The sequence below is a fragment of the Nocardia sp. CA-128927 genome, from assembly GCF_050955855.1.
GTDB lineage: Bacteria > Actinomycetota > Actinomycetes > Mycobacteriales > Mycobacteriaceae > Nocardia.
This window is the reverse complement of record NZ_CP192087.1, coordinates 5,744,429-5,765,841: the sequence shown is the minus strand read 5'-3', so window position 1 is coordinate 5,765,841 and position 21,413 is coordinate 5,744,429. Positions and strand designations below refer to the sequence as shown.

4 protein-coding genes (1 of these 4 cut by a window edge) are annotated in these 21,413 nt (G+C 65.6%); 3 read left to right on the top strand and 1 reads right to left on the bottom strand.

All coding sequences use genetic code 11. The features are described from left to right. Nucleotides 1-33 precede the first annotated feature (33 nt). A complete protein-coding gene (locus tag ACQPW1_RS26985; RefSeq protein WP_433654358.1) occupies nucleotides 34-546 on the top strand; it encodes a VanZ family protein in 513 nt (170 codons plus the stop codon). Nucleotides 547-571: 25 nt separating this feature from the next. Here the strand turns inward: ACQPW1_RS26985 and ACQPW1_RS26980 are convergent, their stop codons facing one another. Then, entirely contained in the window at nucleotides 572-3,892 is a 3,321-nt protein-coding gene (locus tag ACQPW1_RS26980) for a BTAD domain-containing putative transcriptional regulator (protein ID WP_433654357.1), read from the bottom strand. A gap of 446 nt (nucleotides 3,893-4,338) precedes the next feature. Here ACQPW1_RS26980 and ACQPW1_RS26975 point away from each other — a divergent pair, with 446 nt between their 5' ends. Both ACQPW1_RS26975 and ACQPW1_RS26970 read left to right on the top strand, forming a co-directional pair. Next, a complete protein-coding gene (locus ACQPW1_RS26975) occupies nucleotides 4,339-19,584 on the top strand; it encodes an amino acid adenylation domain-containing protein (RefSeq protein ID WP_433654355.1) in 15,246 nt (5,081 codons plus the stop codon). After that, a protein-coding gene (locus tag ACQPW1_RS26970; protein WP_433665345.1) for a non-ribosomal peptide synthase/polyketide synthase crosses the window boundary here: on the top strand, nucleotides 19,584-21,413 show its start. It continues 18,945 nt past the right edge of the window; only the first 1,830 of its 20,775 coding nucleotides appear in the window; its start codon is at nucleotides 19,584-19,586; its stop codon lies beyond the right edge, outside the window. The genes ACQPW1_RS26975 and ACQPW1_RS26970 overlap by 1 nt, the downstream gene beginning before the upstream one ends.

Genomic DNA, 21,413 nt, shown 5'->3' with positions numbered 1-21,413 from the left:
TGTGGCGCAGTTGATTCAGATGAGACTGGCGCAGTGAACGGGACATGGGAAGCGTGGGGCGGTGTCATACTCGCCACGATCGCGGCGATACCGCTGGCCGCCGCCACAGCATGGTGGCTCGCGCGGCGGCACGGCTGGCGGGCCGCGCTGTGTGATGTCGGCATGGTGGTCGGCACCGCACCCTGGCTGTGGATGATCCTGACGCCCAAGGGAACTGGGCGCTCGGTAAACCTGGTACCGCTGCGAGATCTGGCCGATCAACTATCCGACGACAGGGTGATCGAGCAGTTCGGCGGCAATCTCCTGGTCTTCGCCGCACTCGGCTTCCTCCTGCCGATCCGCCTACCCTGGTTCACCCGGCCCTACCGCGTTCTGTTTGCGGCAGCAGCAGCTTCGATCGCGGTGGAGACCACGCAGTTCGTCCTCGCCATCGGCCGTCACTCATCCATCGACGACGTGCTGCTGAACGCCACCGGTGCCTTCCTGGCAGCACTGCTGTCACGACACTGGTGGGCGTCCCGTGAGGTATCGGACCAGCGGCGATAGTCGTTGCCGCCGGTCCGGCAGTGGGTCAAGGCCCCTCCGGATCAGCCATCGCCGCCATCGCCGCCGCCCGCTGCCCAGGCGAGATACTGCCCCGAATCAAATCCGCGGCCCGACGGAACTCAGCCGAATGCGCCTCGGCCGCCCGAGTCGCGGAGGCAGCCAGAAACGTCGAGTCGATGCTGGCCACATGATTGGCGATGCGTCGAGTCTCCGGCACGCCCAAACGACTGGCGATCGCCAGCGCCGCCTTCCAGCGTTGCCGGGCCACGGAGAAGTGCGCCGAACAGTAGTTGACCGTCGCGATCGCATCGTAGGAAAGCACCTCCTCATACGGCGAACCGGATGCACGAGCAATGTGCAGCGCCCGCTCGTAGTGCCCGAGCGCCTCGCGGTACTGCCCCTGTCGCCGATGCACATCGCCGATACCGAGATGGGTGCTGCACTTGAGGATCAGGTCATTGTTCCGCTCTGCCCGCGCCAACGCCGTCCGCAAGCTGTCGAGCGCCGCCGGGAACTGCTTCATCGCGCAATAGACGTTGCCGATGCGAATCGAAAAGTAGTTGTGGAAAAGGGTATTCGACGGCATCGGCGACAGCGTCTTCCTGGCGTCCTCCAGGTGTGCGAGGGCGTCGTCATACCTGCCGATCCGCACATCGGTGTCGCTGATCCGCATCAGGGCGCAGGAACGCAGATAAGGATCGCCGGTCTCGTCGGCAACACCGACAGCCAGCCGAAGATACTCGAACGCTTCGTCGTAGTAACCCATCCGCTCATGAACCTGCCCCAGGCCCTGTAATGCGTAGCCCTCCATGAACTTGTCACCGCTCCACCGCGACAACGACAGGGCCTGGTGATACCCCATCAGCGCATCCCGATACCGCGCCAGCCGGAAGTAGACCAGCCCGCTGTGGTGCATTGCCCTTGCCGCACTGCCGTAGTCACCCATGCCATGGGCCAGCCGCACGGCGTCGTTGAGCACCACCAGCGCCTGCCTGCAATGCCGCATCCGCCAGAGCGTGTAGCCGAGATTGACCAGCAAACGGCACTCCTCCGCCTGTTCGCCGTTGCTGTGCGCGACCTCGACAGCGTCGAAGTGCAACGTGATGGCGTCGTCGGAGCAGCGAAGCCCGGTGACGTAAGGCCACCACAGGATCTCGGAGAACAACCCGGTGTAGTCGGACCAGCGACCCCTGGTCGCCTCGCGCGCGATGGCCAGCAGGTTGAGCCGTTCGCTGTGCAACCAGGCCACGCATTCCTGATGACTGGCGAGCGCGGGCATCGGGGTCACCGGCCTGGGCAGGTCGACGATGCGACTGATCCGATCGGGCAGGATCTTGCTGCCGACTGCCCACGCGGCATACCGGTAGTAGTCGAACAGCCTCGTCAACGCCGCGGCGCCGTCCAGATCGGACGGCTGAATCAGCGTCGCGGCGTAATCGCGCACCAGGTTGTGGAATCGGTAGCGCTCGGAGACAACCTGCTCCAGCAGATGCACATCGACCAGCGCCTCCAAGATCTGCTCGGCCGCGTCGATCCCGATATCGGCCAGGGCGGCGGTTGCATAGGTATCGAAGTCGCGGCCGGGGTGCAGGCCGAGCAGCCGGAACGTGCGCTGCTGATCGAGCGGTAAGTCCTGGAAGCTGGCAGTGAGCGCGGTGGCCACGCTGCGCGACCCCGCGGACAGGTGCTCGAGCCGGTTGTTCGGATGTCGAAGTCGTTCTGCTAACCGGTCGATCGGCCACACCGGACGTGCGCGCAGGCGGCCCGCCGCGATTCGGATCGCCAGCGGCAGATAACCGCACAGCCGAACGGTCTCCTCGACCGCGTCCGGCTCGGCCACCGCCCGGTCGTCATTGACGATGGTGGCGAACAGTGCCGTCGCGTCCGCGCACGAAAGAACATCCAGCGACAGGCTTTTGGAGACCTCCAAGTCGACCAGGCGGCGGCGGCTCGTGATCAGCACGAGGCAACTGGATGTACCGGGCAGTAGCGGCCGAATCTGCGTGGCGTCGGCGACGTTGTCCAACACGAGCAGCGCCGAGCGGGCCGCGATCTCGGTGCGCCACAACGCCGCTCGGGCGTCCAGATCCGGCGGTATCGACTCACTGGGCACGCCGACCGCGCGCAGCAGCCGATCCAGCGCCACCATCGGTTCGATGGGTGCGCTCTCGGCGGCGTGGCCGTGCAGATCGAGGTACAGCTGTGCGTCGGGAAACCGATCGCTGAGTTGATGAGCCGCGTGAATTGCCAGCGTCGTCTTGCCGACACCGGCCATGCCATCGATCGCTTCGATCAGCACGCTCTGCCGGGCCGCTTCCGGCGGTATGTCGGCAAGCAGCCGCGCCACCTCGGCTTCGCGACCGGTAAAATCCGCGATATCGCGGGGCAGCTGGTTTCGGCTCGGCAGCACCTCGGGTCGAGGCGTCGTTTTGCTGAGACCGCCGACCGACCCGATCAAGGGCGCCTCTTCCACAGCCATAGTGGCCGATGGCCCGGGCGACTTCTGGTCCAGATCGATGAAATCAGCACCGCCGTAAGCAGATTCATTCCGACCGGTCTGTGTATGTGTGGCCTCGACCGGCGGCTCGATCTCGTCGCGCAGGATCCGCCGGTGCAGCTCGCGCAGTTCGCGCCCCGGCTCGATCCCGATCTCGTCCGCCAGCCGACGCTGCGCGTCCTGGAAGACCATCAACGCCTCGGCCTGGCGACCGCAGTGGTAGAGCCCGAGCATCAGCAGCGTTCGAAACCGTTCCTGCAGCGGATACGAGCTGACCAGCGGCGCGAGCTCGGCAACAGCTTCCGCGTGCTGTCCGCGGGCGAGTTTGATTCCGGCGCGGTGCTCGAGCGCGGCCAGGTACCGCTCCTGCAGCCTGCGTCGTTCGGCCTCGATGATCGGGCCGGCCAGGCCGCTGAAAGGCTCACCGCGCCATAGCGCCAACGCCGCATCGGTATGCGAGGCCGCCGCCGCGAGGTCGCTGTCGCGGCGACAACGCTCGGCGGTCGCGATCAGCCGGTCGAACGCGACGTGGTCCGACAGCGACGGGTCGCCGTGCAGCACGTACCCCGTATCGGCCCGCACCAGAGCGGGTTCGGCGACCCTGCGGCGCGGCGCCAACGCGCGGCGCAGGCGGCTGACGTAAGTCTGTACTCCGTTGCGCGCGTCGCTCGGTGGGTGTTCGCCCCACACTCCGTCGATGATTGCGTTCACCGAAACTGGACGGTTCATTTCTAGCAGTAGTGCGGCGAGCACTGCCTGTTGTTTCGCTGGACCCAGCTCGATTTCACGGTCATCCCACCATGCCGTGAACGAGCCGAGCACACCGTATCTGATCTGTGTTTGAGCCATGGACAAGCCCTCCTGAACCATGTGCTGCCAGCGCAAAGCATAGGGGGCGCGGCACTCGTGCAAAGCGAGATCGAGCGATAGTTACCACTTTGACCAGTCATTTACGCACTAGTACAGCCGCAGTTATGCAGGCTGCGACATCCTGATCGAGTGTGCGACAGCATGATTCGGGGGGTCCGACGTCTGCGGCAGTCGACAAGCGGTGGGTCGCGTAACTGCGCGCCCAGTTATGGCCAAGCGCCCACTTGCCGGTTCGCGCATGTGGTACAGCGGCCGAGTCGTCGGCTAGCCGGGCTGCCGCAGGCAGCGGGCGGGGTTGTCGCCCACGGGGATTCGGGGTGGACGGAGCACGAGTGCGCTGCGGGCCGGTATCGCCGAAAACAACTGTTTTCGGCCTGCAGTCGATCGGTACCGCCCGGCATAGGTGATAAGCGAGGGAGTTTGCCATGCATTCCGGTAACAAATCACTGCTGCGCAGTCTGACTTCTATTCAGAAGGAACTCTGGATTGCGCACGAGCTGGCAGATATTCCGAACAACTGTATCGTTTACATCGATATTCACGCTGATCTCGAACTCGGCCATTTCTTCACCGCGCTACGCACCACATTCGCGGAGTCGGATTCGCTCACGGTCAATTTCGTCCGTGGCGCCGAAGGGGCGATGCAGGTAGCGCGCGATATCACCGATTGGGCGCCGTCGTACCTGGATCTCACCGAGAAGCCGGATCCGGTGGCGGCCGCGCTCGACTACATGGCCCACGAGCGTCAGGTGGGTTTCGACCTGGAGCAGGACGCGCTGTTGAGCGTCGCGCTGCTCGAGGTCGGCCACGAGCACTACATCCTGTCGATGTGCTTTGACCACATCATCATGGACGGTGTCGGTGTTGCGACCTGGGCGCAGCGCGTGCTCGATGTGTACGGCGCCCTGGCGGCCGAAACATCCATCGCGCCTGCCGGTTTCGCACGCATCGACGACATCGTCGACAGCGATCTCGAGTATCGCCGCACCCAACAGGCGGTTGATCGGGACTACTGGCGTGGACAGATCCCGGCCGGGATCGATCCGCTGCAACTCCCCGGCAGCGCGGACAATGGCACAGAGCCGGGCCGAATCGGTTGCACGCACGGCTTTTCGGGCGCGGAGCTGGGCGCGCTGATGAGCTCCGCGCAAGCGGTCGGTGTCAAGCTGCCCTATCTGCTGATGTCCGTTGCGTCGGCGGCCATCCAGCGGCACGCGTTGCGGGACGAATTCTGTGTGCAGATACCGGTTTCCAATCGAGTCGGCGTCGCCGGTAGGACGCCGTGCCAACTCTCGGACACCGTGCCCATGCTGGTCGACTCGGGCCGGAACCTGTCGCTCGGCGATCTGGCCCAACGCATCCACGGCACCATCTCGAGCGCCAGACCGCACCTGCGATACGGGATGTCGGACATCCGGCGCGACCTGAAAATGCCGAACTCCCAGGGGAATCCGTTCGGTCCGGTCATCAACGTCATGTCGTTCTTCGGCGCCTTGGAGATGACTGGCGGAACGGCTGATCTGCAAGTCTTCTCGGCCGGCAACAGCGGGGATCTGTCGATCGTCTTCTACTACGAGCGTCAGTCGTCCCGCGGCGGTTACCTGCGGTTGGAGGGCGACGCACAGCTCTACACCGACGACGACCTCAAGCGCTATCTCGGATCGATCGTGCGATACCTGCGGCAGGCGATAGCCGATCCGGGCGCGCCGATCGGGGAGGTCGACATCCTCGGTGCCGATCGCCCGCTGGTGGTCGAGACGTGGAACGACACAGCGGTGCCGGTCGATCCGGACGCGACCTTGGTGGGAATGTTCGAGAATCGGGTTGGTCAGGCGCCGGACTCGCTGGCGGTGGTGTCCGGTGACGTCCAGCTCTCGTATCGGCAGCTCGATGAGTGGGCGAATCGCGTTGCGCGAACCTTGATTTCACGCAGAGTGCGGCCCGACTGCGTGGTGGCGGTGGCATTGCCGCGGTCGGTGGAGCTGATCGTCGCGATTCTGGCGGTGTCGAAGGCGGGCGGCGCGTATCTGCCGATCGATCCGGCCTATCCTGCGGAGCGGTTGGCGTTCGTCCTCGAAGATGCCGCACCGATCGCCGTCCTCACCGACATCGGCACGTCAAAAGCGCTGCCGCACAGCGGAGTGCCCCTCATCTATGTCGAGGAGGCCGATGTCGCGCGGTCTGATGAAGCACGGCCCGCTACACCACGCCCGGGGAATCTCGCCTACCTGATCTACACGTCCGGTTCCACCGGCACGCCCAAAGGTGTTGCCGTCACCCACCGCAACGTGGCCTCGCTCTTCCTGAGCACCGCGCACTGGTGCGATTTCGGTTTCGACGATGTCTGGGCCTGGTGCCATTCCCAAGCCTTCGACTTCTCTGTCTGGGAGATCTGGGGAGCGCTGCTGCACGGCGGCCGAGTCGTGGTCGTGCCGTGGGACGTGGTGCGCACCCCCGCGCAGCTGTGGCACCTGGTGGTCGGCGAGGGCGTGACGATCCTCAATCAGACGCCGTCGGCGTTCTACGCGTTGGCGGAGGCTCGATCAGCCTGCGGCACTACGGAATCCGCGCTGCGGATGGTGATATTCGGCGGCGAGGCGTTGAATCCGGCCCACTTGCAGCCCTGGTATTCGTCCGGTCATGGCGACCTGCCTGCCCTGGTGAACATGTATGGGATCACCGAGACCACGGTGCATGTCACCAAACTGGATCTGTCGGCGGCGCATGTCACCCGTGGCGGCAGCCCGATCGGGTCCCCGCTCGGAAATCTGCGGGCGTTCGTGCTGGATCCGTGGTTGGCGCCGGTTCCGGTCGGGGTCGCGGGTGAGTTGTATGTGGCCGGTGCGCAGTTGGCGCGTGGCTATCACGGTCGGGCGGGTTTGACGGCCGCCCGGTTCGTGGCCGACCCGTTCGATCCGGACGGTGGCCGGTTGTATCGCACCGGCGATGTGGTCCGGTGGACCTGGGGCGGGGTGCTCGAGTTCGTCGGCCGTGCCGACGATCAGGTGAAGATCCGTGGGTTCCGGGTGGAGCCCGGCGAGGTCGAAACCGCGCTGGCGCAACATCCTTCGGTGTCGCAGGCGGTGGTGGTGGCCCTCGACGCAGAGGGTGGCAAGCAGCTGGTCGGGTATGTGGTCGCCGAACGTGGCGCGGGCAACGGCCACGCGGATGGGCCCGGCCTCGATGGCGCGGAGGTGCGCCGGTTCGCCGCCGAGCGGCTGCCGGAATTCCTGGTGCCGGCCATGGTGATGGTGATCGACTCGGTGCCGTTGACACCGAACGGAAAGCTCGATCGTGCCGCGCTGCCCGCCCCGGAGTTCGCCTCCTCGATGGCGTACCGAGCGCCGAGCAACGATGGCGAGCGGGCGCTGGCCGTGTTGTTCGCCGAGGTGCTCGGTCTCGACCGGGTCGGCGTCGACGACAGCTTCTTCGAGCTGGGCGGGCATTCCTTGTCCGCCACCCGGCTGATCAGTCGGATCAGGGTGGTGTTGGGTGTCGAGGTGCCGATTCGGACAGTCTTCGACGCGCCCACGGTGGCACAGTTGGCGACTCGGCTCGATACCGATGTGCAGATCCGCCCGACACTGCAGGTCCGGCCACGTCCGGACGTGATTCCGTTGTCGTTCGCGCAGCGGCGGTTGTGGTTCATCCACCGGCTGGAGGGGCCGTCGGCCACCTACAACATGCCGTTGGCCACCAGGTTGACGGGCACGTTCGACGCGGTGGCCTTCGCGGCCGCGCTCGGCGATGTCGTTGCGCGGCACGAGAGTCTGCGCACGATCTACGTCGAAGCCGATGGAGTCCCGGCTCAGCAGGTACTCGATGCGGACAGCGTTGAGGTGTCGATCACGGTGACCGATGTGGACCCGGCCGAGGTCGATGCGGCGGTCGCCAAGGCGGCCGCGCATCGGTTCGACCTGTCGACGCAGATCCCGGTGCGGGCCAGTGTATTTCGGTGCGGCACCGATGACTGGTTGTTAGTGCTGTTGATTCACCACATCGCCGGTGATGGCTGGTCGGCGACGGTCACCCTGCGGGATCTGTCCGCGGCATACGCGGCGCGTACGGAGGGCCGGGCCCCGGAGTGGCAGCCGATGCCGGTGCAGTACGTGGATTACGCGCTGTGGCAGCAAGAGTTGCTCGGTTCGTCGACCGATCCGGAAAGTGTGCTGGCGCGGCAGTTCGAGTACTGGCGCACGGAGCTCGACGGGTTGCCGGAGCGGTTGCTGTTGCCAATCGATCGGCCGCGGCCACGGGTGGCCAGTTATCGCGGCGACGCGGTGCTTTTCAGCATAGATCCGCACCTGCGCACCGAAGTGGAACGGTTGGCCGGTCGTCAAGGCGCGACGGTATCGATGGTGTTGCAGTCGGCATTGGCCGTGCTCCTGTGCAAACTCGGTGCGGGGGAGGACATTCCGATCGGATCGCCGATCGCCGGTCGCACCGATGACGCCCTGTCCGATCTGGTCGGGTTCTTCGTCAACACCTGGGTGCTGCGCGCCGCCGTGGTCCCCGCCGCGTCGTTCACCGAGTTGCTCGGCCAGGTTCGGGCAAAAGCGTTGGCGGCCTACGAGAATCAGGACGCACCGTTCGAGTCGCTGGTCGAGTTGCTCAACCCGGCCCGTTCGGCGGCACACCATCCGCTGTTCCAGGTACTGCTCACGTTGCAGAACAACGCCGTGCCCAGCCTCGAGCTGCCCGGGATCGTGGTCGAGCCGTACACGCCGCCCGTCACCACATCGCGATTCGATCTGACCTTCAACATCGGTGACACGGTTGCCGGTCGCCGGGACAACGGGAATGCCCCGGCCCCGCTCGGCTGGGACGGATACATCGAATACGCCACCGATCTGTTCGACCGGTCCACGGTCGAAGCCACGGCGGCGCGGTTGGTGCGGATACTGCGAGTGCTGGTGCAGAACCCGGACGCCCCAGTCGGGTCCGTCGACGTTCTCGACGCGGACGAACGCGACCTGGTGCTGAATCGGTGGAACGACGGCACCCTCCAGGCCGATCGAGACGTGACCATGGTCGAGCTGTTCGATGCGCAGGTCGCCGCGAACCCGGATGCGATCGCGGTGGTCTGCGCGGACTCCGAGGTGTCGTACCGGGATCTCGATCTTCGTTCCGATCGGCTGGCACGGGCGTTGATCGCGCGTGGGGTCTGCCCGGATGCTGTTGTCGCGGTGGCATTGCCGCGCTCGGTGGAGTTGATCGTCGCGCTGCTGGCGGTGTTGAAGGCCGGTGGTGGGTATCTGCCCATCGATCCGGCCTACCCCTCGGATCGGTTGAGGGTCATCCTCTCCGACGCAAGGCCGGTGGTTCTCGTCACCGACTCCGCTGTCGCGCCGCTGCTGCCCCGGACGACGGCACCGCACCTCTGTCTCGATAGCTTCGACACCACCGAGACAGCCGAAACGGAACTGGCACGTGTCGCGGTGCGGCCGGGCAATCTGGCCTACCTGATCTACACCTCCGGATCCACCGGTGTGCCGAAAGGCGTTGGTGTCACACACGGCAACGTGGTGACCTTCACGACCGATCCGGTCTGGCGCGACGGCGACCACCGTACCGTGCTGATGCATTCCTCGGTCGCCTTCGATGCCTCCACCTACGAGATGTGGGTGCCGTTGCTCGGTGGCGGCCGGGTCGTCGTCGCGCCGTCGGACCGCGCCGACATCGCGGCGCTCGGCCGCCTGCTGGTGGACCATGAGGTCACCGCGGCCTTCCTCACCACGCGGCTGTTCGAATTGTTCGTCGACGAGTGCCCCGACGCGCTCGCCGGTCTTCGTACGGTGTGGACCGGCGGCGAGGAGATGCCGCCGGAGGTCTTCGCGCAGGCCTTACGAACCTGCCCGAAGACGCGCATCGTGCACGTCTACGGACCCACCGAGACAACAACATTCGCGATCCGTCGTCCGTTCGAGGCCGCAGCGGACTTCGACGGTGTTTCGGTGCCGATCGGGTCCGCGCTGGCGAATGTCCGGGCGCTCGTGCTGGACTCGTGGATGATGCCGGTACCGGTGGGGGTTGCCGGTGAGTTGTATGTGGCCGGTGCCCAACTGGCACGTGGTTATTACGGTCGGGCGGGGATGACCGCGGCTCGGTTTGTCGCCGATCCGTTCGATCCGGTCGGTAGCCGGTTGTATCGCACCGGTGATGTGGTGCGCTGGAACTCCTTTGGGGAAGTGGAGTTCGTCGGCCGGGCCGACGACCAGGTGAAGATCCGGGGCTTCCGTGTCGAACCCGGCGAGGTCGAAACCGTACTGGCCCAACATCCTTCGGTGTCCCGCGCGGTGGTGGTGGCGCGCGCCATCGGCACCGAGGACGGTAAACAGTTGATCGGGTACGTCGTCGCGTCGGAAGACCTCGATGGCGGCGAGGTGCGTCAGTTCGCCGCCGGGCGGTTGCCGGAATTCATGGTGCCCGCCGCGGTATTGGTGATCGACGCGGTGCCGCTGACCGCGAACGGCAAACTGGATCGCGAGGCGTTGCCGGAGCCGGAGTTGTTGTCCTCGGTGCGGTATCGGGCGCCGGGCAGCGAGCGGGAGCGAGTCCTGGCCGAGCTGTTCGGTGAAGTCCTCGGGCGTGACCAGGTCGGCGTGGACGACAGCTTCTTCGAGCTGGGCGGTCATTCGTTGCTGGCCACCCGCCTGGCGAGCCGGATTCGAGTGGTGCTGGGCGTCGAGGTGCCGATTCGGACGGTCTTCGACGCTCCGACGGTGGCGCAGTTGGTGACTCGGCTCGACGCCGGTGTCCAGGTGCGCCCGACTTTGCTCGCTCGGCCGCGACCGGATGTCATTCCGTTGTCGTTCGCGCAACGGCGGCTGTGGTTCATCCACCGGCTCGAGGGACCTTCTGCCACGTACAACATGGCGTTGGCGGGGCGGCTGCATGGGGGCGACGCGTCGGCGTTGCGCGCGGCGATCGGTGATGTGGTCGCCCGGCACGAGAGTTTGCGGACGGTCTTCGTCCATGCCGACGGTGTGCCGTCGCAGCGGGTACTCGACGTCGACAGCGTCGAGGTGCCGTTCGCGGTGACCGATGTTGCTGCCGCCGAGCTCGATGCGTCGGTGACCGCGGCGGTGCGGTACGGGTTCGACCTGTCTTCGGAGATTCCCGTCCGCGCCAACGTGTTCCGCTGCGGTGCCGATGAGTGCGTACTGGTGCTGTTGATTCACCACATCGCCGGTGATGGCTGGTCGTTGACGCCGTTGCTGCGCGACCTGTCGGCGGCGTATGCGGCGCGTCTCGAGGATCGGGCGCCCGGGTGGGGCCCGTTGCCGGTGCAGTACGTGGATTACACGCTGTGGCAGCGCGAACTGCTCGGGTCGTCGACCGAATCCGACAGCGTGTTGTCGCAGCAGTTCAACTACTGGCGCGATGAACTCGACGGCTTGCCCGAGCAGTTGCGGTTGCCGATGGACCGGCCGCGGCCGCGGGTGGCCAGTTATCGCGGGGACATGGTGCTGTTCGGCATCGATCCCGAGATCCGCACCGCGGTAGAGCGATTGGCGGCCCGCGAGGGTGCCACGGTATCGATGGTGCTGCAATCGGCGCTCACCGTGTTGCTGTGCAAACTCGGCGCCGGAGAAGACATTCCGATCGGCGCCCCGATCGCCGGTCGCACCGACGAGGCGCTGACCGATCTGGTCGGGTTCTTCGTCAACACCTGGGTGCTGCGCGCCACCGTGTCTCCGGCGGCGTCGTTCACCGAGCTGTTGAGCCAGGTTCGGGCGAAAGCGTTGGCCGGGTACGAGAATCAGGATGTTCCGTTCGAGTTGCTGGTCGAGTTGCTCAACCCCGCCCGTTCGGCAGCGCACCACCCGTTGTTCCAGGTGTCCTTGGCATTTCAGAACAACAGCCTGCCCGCGCTGGAGCTGTCCGGAGTGCGGATCGAGCCCTACGCCGCGTCGACCGCGACCGCACGGTTCGATCTGTTCTTCAACATCGCTGACGCGCCCGCCGGTGCGGGGTGGGACGGGTTCGTCGAGTACGCGACCGAGTTGTTCGATCGGTCCACGGTCGAGACGATGGCGCAACGGCTGGTGCGGTTGCTGCAACAGCTGGTATCGGCCCCGGAAGTCCCCGTGGGGTCGGTCGATGTGCTCGGCAGTGCCGAACGTGAGCTGGTGCTGGACAACTGGAACGCCACCAGCGTCGATATCCCCGACACCACCCTGGTCGGATTGCTTGGCGCTCAGGTCGCCCGGACGCCGAACGCGGTCGCCGTCACCTGTGCGGATACCGAGCTGACCTATCGGGAACTCGATTCCCGAGCCGATCGGTTGGCGCGCGTGCTGATCTCGCGCGGGGTGGGCCCGGACGGTGTTGTCGCGGTCGCGTTGCCGAGGTCCGTCGAACTGATCGTGGCGCTGGTGGCGGTGCTGAAGGCCGGTGGTGCGTATCTGCCGATCGATCCGGCTTATCCTTCGGATCGGTTGGCGTTCGTGCTCGTCGACGCCGCTCCGGTTGTCGTCGTGACCGACTCGGCTACCGCGGAGTCGCTGCCGCACGCGATAACGCCTCGCCTCTACCTCGATACTCCCGACACGACCGAGGTCGAGCACTGGACCGGGCTGGATCAGGCCGCTGCGGTCGCACCGCAGAATCTGGCTTATGTGATCTATACGTCCGGCTCCACGGGCGTCCCCAAAGGCGTTGGTATCACGCACCGTAACGTGGTGAACCTGGTCGCTCAGGCTTGGCAAGCCTCGCCGGAGGACCGAATCTTGGTGCATTCTTCGGTCGCGTTCGATGCCTCGACCTATGAGATCTGGCCTGCGCTGTGCGGTGGCGCGACGCTGGTCGTGGCCGGTGAGCAGCGTTCGGATCTCGTGGAGATCACGAGGCTGGTGCAGACCCGGTCGGTAACGAAGATGTTCGCGACGCCACCGCTGTTGTCGGCGTTGGTCGATCACGCGGAGTCATTGCCCGACAATCCGTTCCAAAGTTTGCAACAGGTGAATACCGGTGCCGACACGCTCACCGTCGGGCTGGTCGATGCACTGAAAGCCAAGTGTGGGGTCGTGAGGGTCGACAACCTCTACGGGCCGACCGAAGCGACTGTCGATGTGACCGCCTACAGCGTGCCCGACGACGCGATGGGTTCGGCGGTGCCGATCGGCTCGCCGGTGGCCAATACGCGGGTATTCGTGCTGGATTCGTGGCTGGTGCCGGTTCCGGTCGGCGTGGCGGGTGAGTTGTATGTAGCCGGTGCCCAGTTGGCGCGTGGTTATCACGGTCGGGCGGGGTTGACGGCGGCACGGTTTGTCGCCGATCCGTTCGACCCATCCGGTGGTCGGTTGTATCGCACCGGTGACGTGGTGCGCTGGAACAGCCTGGGGGAGTTGGAGTTCGCGGGCCGAGCCGACGATCAGGTCAAGATCCGCGGCTTCCGCGTCGAACCGGGCGAGGTCGAAACCGTTCTGGCCCAACATCCCTCGGTGGCCCAAGCGGTAGTGGTCGCGCGCGACACCGACACCGGCAAGCAGTTGGTCGGGTATGTGGTCGCCGATCAATCCGGGCCGATCGTCGGTGAAGACGAACTGGTGGGGCAGTGGCGTCGGGTGTACGACGACCTGTACTCCGGCGTCGCGATCGGGAAAGAAGATGGCGCCCAACATGTCTCCACCGGCAGCACCGAGTTCGGCGCGGATTTCGGCGGTTGGGACAGCAGCTACACGGGGGTGCCGATTCCGGTGGAGCAGATGCGCGAGTGGCGGTCGGCCACCGTGGACCGGATTCGGGGCCTGAACCCCAGGCGCGTGCTCGAAATCGGCGTGGGTTCGGGATTGTTGTTGTCGGAGTTGGCTCCCGACTGCGAGGAATACTGGGCGACGGACTTCTCCGCCGCCACCATCGCCACGCTGCGGCAGCAGTTGGCGGAACTCGATTCGGGACTGGCGGATCGTGTCGTGTTGCGGGCCCAGGCGGCGGACGTCTGCGATGGGTTGCCGGAACGGCACTTCGACACCGTGGTCTTGAACTCCGTCATCCAGTACTTCCCCAGCCAGCACTACCTGCACACCGTCCTCGAACAGGTACAGGGACTGTTGGCCCCCGGTGGTTCGGTATTCGTCGGCGATGTCCGCAACCTGACGCTGCTCGAGGAGTTCACCACCGCGGTACAGATCAGCCGAAACGGTGGCGACGACCCGGCGGCGGTCGGTGATCGAGTCCGCCGAGACATGTCCGCCGAGCAAGAGCTGCTGCTGGCACCCGAGTACTTCGTTGGGCTGTGCAGTGACGCAACCGGATTCGACGCAGTCGACATCCAGCTCAAGCGCGGATTCTCGGTCAACGAGTTGACCCGATACCGATACGACGTTGTCCTGCACAAGACTCCGACGAAACCGCGATCGGTCGCCGACACGCCGAAAGCCGGTTTCCGCGGCCATGATTGGCTGCGCACCCTCCTGCACACCCGACATACCGACGGAGTTCGCGTCACCGGGATCCCGCATGCCGGATTGGTCGGGCAGATCGAGGCCACGCACCGAATCCGGGCAGGCCTGCCCGGCACCTCCACCGACGCGCTCGGCGTCACCTTCGAAGGAATGCTCGACACCATCGCCGACCGGGCGGGTGCGGGTCTACTGCCCGAGGACCTGCACCTGCTGGGGCAGGAATTCGGATACGCGACCGCGGTGACATGGTCCGCGGAGCCGGATCGTATGGATGCGATCTTCATCGACATCGCGACAGCACAGGGCCAACCACTGACCGACGTGTACGCCGCACCAGCGCCCGTGGACGATCTCAGCGCGTACGCCAACAACCCGCACGCCGGTCTGCTCGCCGCCGACGTGCGCCGATGGGTGACCGAGCGACTGCCCGAGTTCATGGTGCCCGCGACGGTGATGGTGATCGACGCGGTGCCGTTGACCGCGAGCGGCAAGCTCGACCGCGCGGCATTGCCGGACCCGGAGTTCGCCTCCGCACTGGCGTATCGAGCCCCACGCACCGAGCGGGAGCGGGTCCTGGCCGAACTGTTCGCCGAGATCCTCGGACTCGACCGGGTCGGTATCGACGACAGCTTCTTCGCGCTGGGTGGCCACTCGTTGCTGGCCACCCGCCTGGCCAGTCGGATTCGGGTGGTGTTGGGCGTCGAGGTGCCGATTCGGACGGTCTTCGACGCGCCGACCGTGGCGGAGTTGGTGCCCCGGCTCGACGCGGAAGTGCAAGTGCGGCCCGCGCTGTCGGCCCGGCCGCGACCGGACGTGATCCCGTTGTCGTTCGCGCAGCGGCGGCTGTGGTTCATCCACCGGCTGGAAGGGCCGTCCGCCACCTACAACATGGCGTTGGCGGTGCGGTTGCACGGCGTGGACGTATCGGTGTTGAGCGCCGCGATCGGTGACGTGGTCGCCCGGCACGAGAGTCTGCGGACGATCTTCGTCGACGCCGATGGTGTGCCGTCCCAACGGGTCCTCGATCTCGAGGGCATCGACGTGCCGGTGAGTATCACCGACGTGGAACCTGCCGAGGTGGACTCGGCGGTGACCGCGGCGGTGCGGTACGGATTCGACCTGTCGTCGGAAATCTCCATCCGCACCAACGTATTCCGGCACGGCGCTGACGAATGTGTCGCCGTGGTATTGATTCATCACATTGCCGGTGACGGCTGGTCGATGACGCCGCTGTTGCGGGACCTGTCGGAGGCGTACGCCGCGCGGCTCGAGTATCGGGCGCCGGGGTGGGAGCCGCTGCCGGTGCAATACGTGGATTACACGTTGTGGCAGCACGAAGTGCTCGGTTCCGCGAACGATCCGGAAAGCCTTCTGTCGCAACAGTTCAACTACTGGCGCACCGAACTCGATGAGCTGCCGGAGCAGTTGCGATTGCCGACCGATCGTCCGCGTCCGCTGGTGGCCAGTTATCGCGGCGACATGGTGATGTTCGGGATCGAACCTGAGATTCGTACCGCGGTGGAGCGCTTGGCGGGTCGCGAGGGTGCGACGGTGTCGATGGTGTTGCAGTCGGCGTTGGCGGTGCTGCTGTGCAAACTCGGTGCGGGGGAGGACATTCCGATCGGATCGCCGATCGCTGGCCGCACCGACGAGGCGTTGACCGATCTGGTCGGGTTCTTCGTCAACAGCTGGGTGCTGCGGGCGCGGGTGTCCCCGGCGGCATCGTTCAGCGAGATCCTGGCTCGGGTCAGGGCGAAAGCGTTGGCCGCCTACGAGAATCAGGACGTCCCGTTCGAGTTGCTGGTCGAGCTGCTCAATCCGGCCCGCTCGGCGGCGCATCATCCGTTGTTCCAGGTGTCCCTGGCGTTCCAGAACAACACCCTGCCGGACCTCGAGCTGTCGGGGGCGCGGATCCAGCCCTACATCGCGACCACCGCGACCGCGCGATTCGATCTGTTCTTCAACGTTGCCGATGCGCCCGCCGGTCAGCCATGGAACGCGCTCGTGGAGTACGCGACCGAGCTGTTCGACCGGTCCACGGTCGAGGGCATGGTGGCGCGGTTCGTGCGGATACTGCGGCAGATCGTGTCGGATCCGGCCGCGCCGGTGGGGTCGATCGATGTACTCGACACCGACGAACGCGAGCAGGTGTTGCATCGCTGGAACGACACCACTGCCTCGGTCACCGACACCACCATGGTGAGCTTGATTCACGCTCAGGTCGCCCGGACTCCGGATGCGGTCGCGGTCGTCTGCGGCGACATCGAGATCTCGTATCGCGAACTCGAAACTCGCGCTGGTCGATTGGCGCAAGTCTTGATCGCGCACGGGGTGGGGCCCGACAGCATTGTCGCGGTGGCGTTGCCCAGGTCCGCGGACCTGATCGCGGCATTGCTGGCGGTGTTGCAGGCGGGCGGCGGGTATCTGCCGATCGATCCGGCCTATCCGTCGGATCGGTTGGCGTTCATTCTCACCGACGCCGCTCCGGTTGTGATCGTGACCGATTCCGGCACCGCACCTCTACTGCCTCAATCATCGGCGCCGTGCCTCTATCTGGACAGCGCTGATGTGTGGGACCGGCCCGGCTTGGATCATGTTGTCGCCGTGGGGCCGCAGAACTTGGCCTATGTGATCTATACATCCGGCTCTACGGGTGTCCCCAAAGGTGTTGGTATCACGCATCACAACGTGGTGAACCTGGTCGCTTCGGCGTGGTCTACCGGACCCGAGGATAGGGTGCTGGTGCATTCTTCGGTCGCGTTCGATGCCTCCACGTATGAGGTCTGGCCTGCTTTGTGCGGTGGTTCGACGTTGGTGGTTGCCGGTGAGCAGCGGTCGGACCTGGTCGAGATCACGCGGTTGATTGCGACCCGGTCGGTGACGAAGATGTTCGCGACGCCACCTCTGCTGTCGGCACTGGTCGACCACGTTGATTCGTTGCCCGACAACCCATTACGGACACTGCGTCGAGTGATCGTCGGCGGCGCGGAGCTGACAGCGACCGTTGTGCGGAAGCTGAACGCCAAGTACGCCGATGTTCAGGTGATGAACGGATACGGGCCCACCGAGACCACGGCGTGTGTGACCGACTACGACGCGGTGGATGGTCTCGACGGTGCTGTTCCGATCGGTGTGCCGGTGACCAATACGCGGGTGTTCGTGTTGGACCCCTGGTTGGTGCCGGTGCCGATCGGGGTCGCCGGTGAGTTGTATGTCGCCGGTGACCAATTGGCGCGTGGCTATCGTGGCCGGGCCGGACTGACCGCGGCCCGGTTCGTGGCCGATCCGTTCGACCCGACTGGTGGCCGGTTGTACCGCACCGGTGATGTGGTGCGCTGGACCACGGCGGGGGTGCTGGAGTTCGCGGGCCGCGTCGACGATCAGGTCAAGATCCGCGGTTTCCGAGCAGAGCCCGGTGAAGTAGAAACCGTGCTGGCGCAACATCCTTCGGTGTCGCAGGCCGTAGTGGTGGCACGCGATACCGACACCGGTGGTAAGCAGCTGATCGGATACGTCGTGGCCGACCGATCGGGGCCGGTCATTGCTGAAGACGAACTGGTTGGGCAGTGGCGTCGGGTTTACGACGACCTGTACGCCGGAGCCACCAACGGGAATGGCAATGGCAACGGCCACGGGAACGGCAACGGCTCCCGACGGGCCGCCGAGGCCGGGTTCGGCTCGGATTTCGGTGGTTGGAACAGCAGCTATACCGGGTCACCGATTCCACTGACGCAGATGCGCGAGTGGCGGGCGGCCACGGTGGACCGGATCCGCGGGTTGCGTCCGCGCCGGGTGCTCGAGATCGGTGTCGGATCCGGATTGTTGCTCTCACAACTGGCTCCCGACTGCGCGGAATACTGGGCGACAGATCTCTCGGCGGCGACCATCGCCACACTGCGACAGCAACTGGCCGAGCTGAACGCGGAGTGGACCGACCGTATCGTGTTGAATGCCCAGGCGGCCGAAGATCCCGCGGGTTTGCCCGAAAGCTATTTCGACACCGTGGTATTGAACTCCGTCGCGCAGTACTTCCCCGGCGAACGGTATCTGCGTCGAGTCCTCGAACAGGTATCAGGACTGCTGGCTCCCGGTGGTGCGGTGTTCGTCGGCGATGTCCGCAATCACGCGCTGCTGGCGGAATTCACCACGGCGGTACACATCAGCCGTCACGGCGGGGACGACCCTGCCGTCGTCGACGATCGAGTCCGTCGAGACATGGCCGCGGAGAAGGAGCTGCTCCTGGCACCGGAGTACTTCTCGGCCCTTCGTCACGGCGAGACCGGATTCGACGCCGTCGATATCCAGCTCAAACGCGGATTCTCGGTCAACGAACTGACCCGGTATCGCTACGACGTGGTCCTGCACAAGGCTCCGGCGCAACCGCGGTCGGTCGCCGACACGCCGAAAGTCGAGTTCCGCGACCATGATTGGCTGCGCACCCTCCTGCACGCCGAACACCCCGACGGCATCCGCGTCACCGGAATCCCGCATGTCGGACTGACCGGGCAGATCGACGCGACGCACCGAATCCGGACCGGTCACGCGGTGGCGTCCGGTAGCGAAACCGACCCGCTCGCAGCGGAATTCGAAGGAATCCTCGACACCGTCGCCGACCGACCGAACGGGGGTCTGCTGCCCGAAGATCTGCACGTACTCGGCGAGCAACTCGGGTACATCACCGCGGTCACCTGGTCCACGAAACTGGGCCACATGGATGCGGTCTTCCTCGACCTCGCCACAGCCCGACCATTGACCGACATCTATCCGCCACCGGACGTGGTAGACGATCCGGCCACCTACGCCAACAACCCACAGGACACCCTCCTGCCTGCCAGCGCGCGCAGGTTCGTGGCCGAGCGGCTGCCGGATTTCATGGTGCCGACGGTGGTGATGGTGATCGACTCGGTGCCGTTGACGGCGAACGGAAAGCTCGATCGCGCGGCGCTGCCGGATCCGGAGTTGGTGTCCGCGAGGGAATATCGAGCCCCGACCACCGAACGCGAGAAGACGCTGACCGAGTTGTTCACCGAGATACTCGGCGTCGGCCGGGTCGGTGTGGACGACAGCTTCTTCGCGCTGGGTGGTCACTCGCTGTTGGCTACCCGCCTGGCCAGCCGGATCCGGGCGGTGATGGGAGTCGAAGTACCGATCCGGGTGATGTTCGAGGCGGCCACGGTCGCCCAACTCGCCCGCAGGTGGTCCCAGCTGGCGCCGTCTCGCCGACCAGCTCTTCGCAGAATGAATCGAGAGGTGGGTCTGTGATGATCCCATTGTCGTTTGCGCAGCGGCGGCTGTGGTTCATCCACCGGCTGGAGGGCCCCTCGGCCACCTACAACATGCCCGTCACGGTTCGGTTGACCGGTGTGTTCGACGCACCGGCTTTCGCGGCCGCGGTCGGTGATGTGGTGGTGCGCCATGAGAGTTTGCGGACCGTGTTCGTAGAAGTCGAAGGCGTGCCCGGTCAGCAGGTGCTCGACGCCGACAGCGTTGCAGTGCCGGTCACCATCACGGACGTGGATGCGGCCGAGTTGGCTGCGGCGGTGACCGCGGCGGCACGGTATGCGTTCGACTTGTCGACGGAAATCCCCATACGGACAAACGTGTTTCGGTATAGCTCCGACGAGTGCGTGGTGATGCTGCTGATTCATCACATCGCGGGCGACGGCTGGTCGATGGGACCGTTGCTGCGGGATCTGTCGGTGGCGTACGCGGCTCGCCGGTCGGGGCAGGCGCCCGGGTGGGAGCCGTTGCCGGTGCAGTACGTGGATTACACGCTGTGGCAGCAGGAATTGCTGGGGTCGTCGACCGATCCGGGCAGCGTGGTGTCACAGCAGTTCGAGTACTGGCGCGGTGAACTCGACGGGCTGCCCGAGCAGTTGCGGTTGCCGACCGATCGGCCACGGCCGCGGGTGGCCAGCTATCGCGGGGACATGGTGGTTCACCGGGTCGACCCGGAGATCCGGAGCGCGGTGGAACGATTCGCCGAGCGCGAGGGCGCGACGGTATCGATGGTGCTGCAGTCGGCATTCGCCGTGCTGTTGTTCAAACTCGGAGCGGGGGAGGACATTCCGATCGGATCGCCGATCGCCGGTCGTACCGACGACGCGCTGACCGATCTGGTGGGATTCTTCGTCAACACCTGGGTGCTGCGGACCGCGGTCACGCCGGAGGCATCGTTCACCGACATCGTGGGTCAGGTTCGGGCGAAGGCGTTGGCCGCCTACGAGAATCAGGATGTCCCGTTCGAGCTGCTGGTCGAGTTGCTCAATCCGGCTCGTTCGGCGGCCCACCATCCGCTGTTCCAGGTGTTGCTGAGCTTTCAGAACAACACCGCGCCCACGCTGGAGTTGTCAGGGGTCGAGTTCGAACCGTATGCCCTCGACGCGGTGACATCGCAATTCGATCTGACCTTCAACATCGGCGATGACCGAACCAATGGGCACGCCGCTGCCGCGTGGAACGTGTACGCCGAGTACGCCACCGACCTGTTCGATCGGTCCACGATCGAGGCGATGGTTGCCCGGTTGGTGCGGATCTTGCGATACGTGGTGTCCGACCCTGATGCCCTGGTGGGGTCGATCGATATCCTCGATACCGACGAGCGCGAGTTGGTATTGCATCGGTGGAACGACACCACTGTCCCGGTCGACCCGGCCGTCACCGTTGCCGAGTTGTTCCAGGCGCAGGTTGTTCAGGCACCGGACGCGGTCGCGATTGTCTGCGGTGACACCGAGGTGACCTATCGGGAACTCGATGCCCGAGCCAACGGGTTGGCGCGTGTGCTGGTCTCGCGTGGCGTGAATGCGGATGGTGTTGTCGCGGTGGCATTGCCGCGCTCGGTGGAGCTGATCGTGGCATTGCTCGGCGTGCTGAAGGCCGGTGGTGCGTACTTGCCGATCGATCCGGCGTATCCCTCGGATCGGTTGGCGTTCGTCCTCGGCGATGCCACTCCGGTCGTGGTGGTGACCGATCGCGGCACCGCAGACACCTTGCCGCACAACGCAATACCGCACCTCTACCTCGATGCCCGCGATGTGCCGGATCGGTCCGAGCTGGCTCCGGTGGTCGCGGTGGGGCCGCAGAATCTGGCG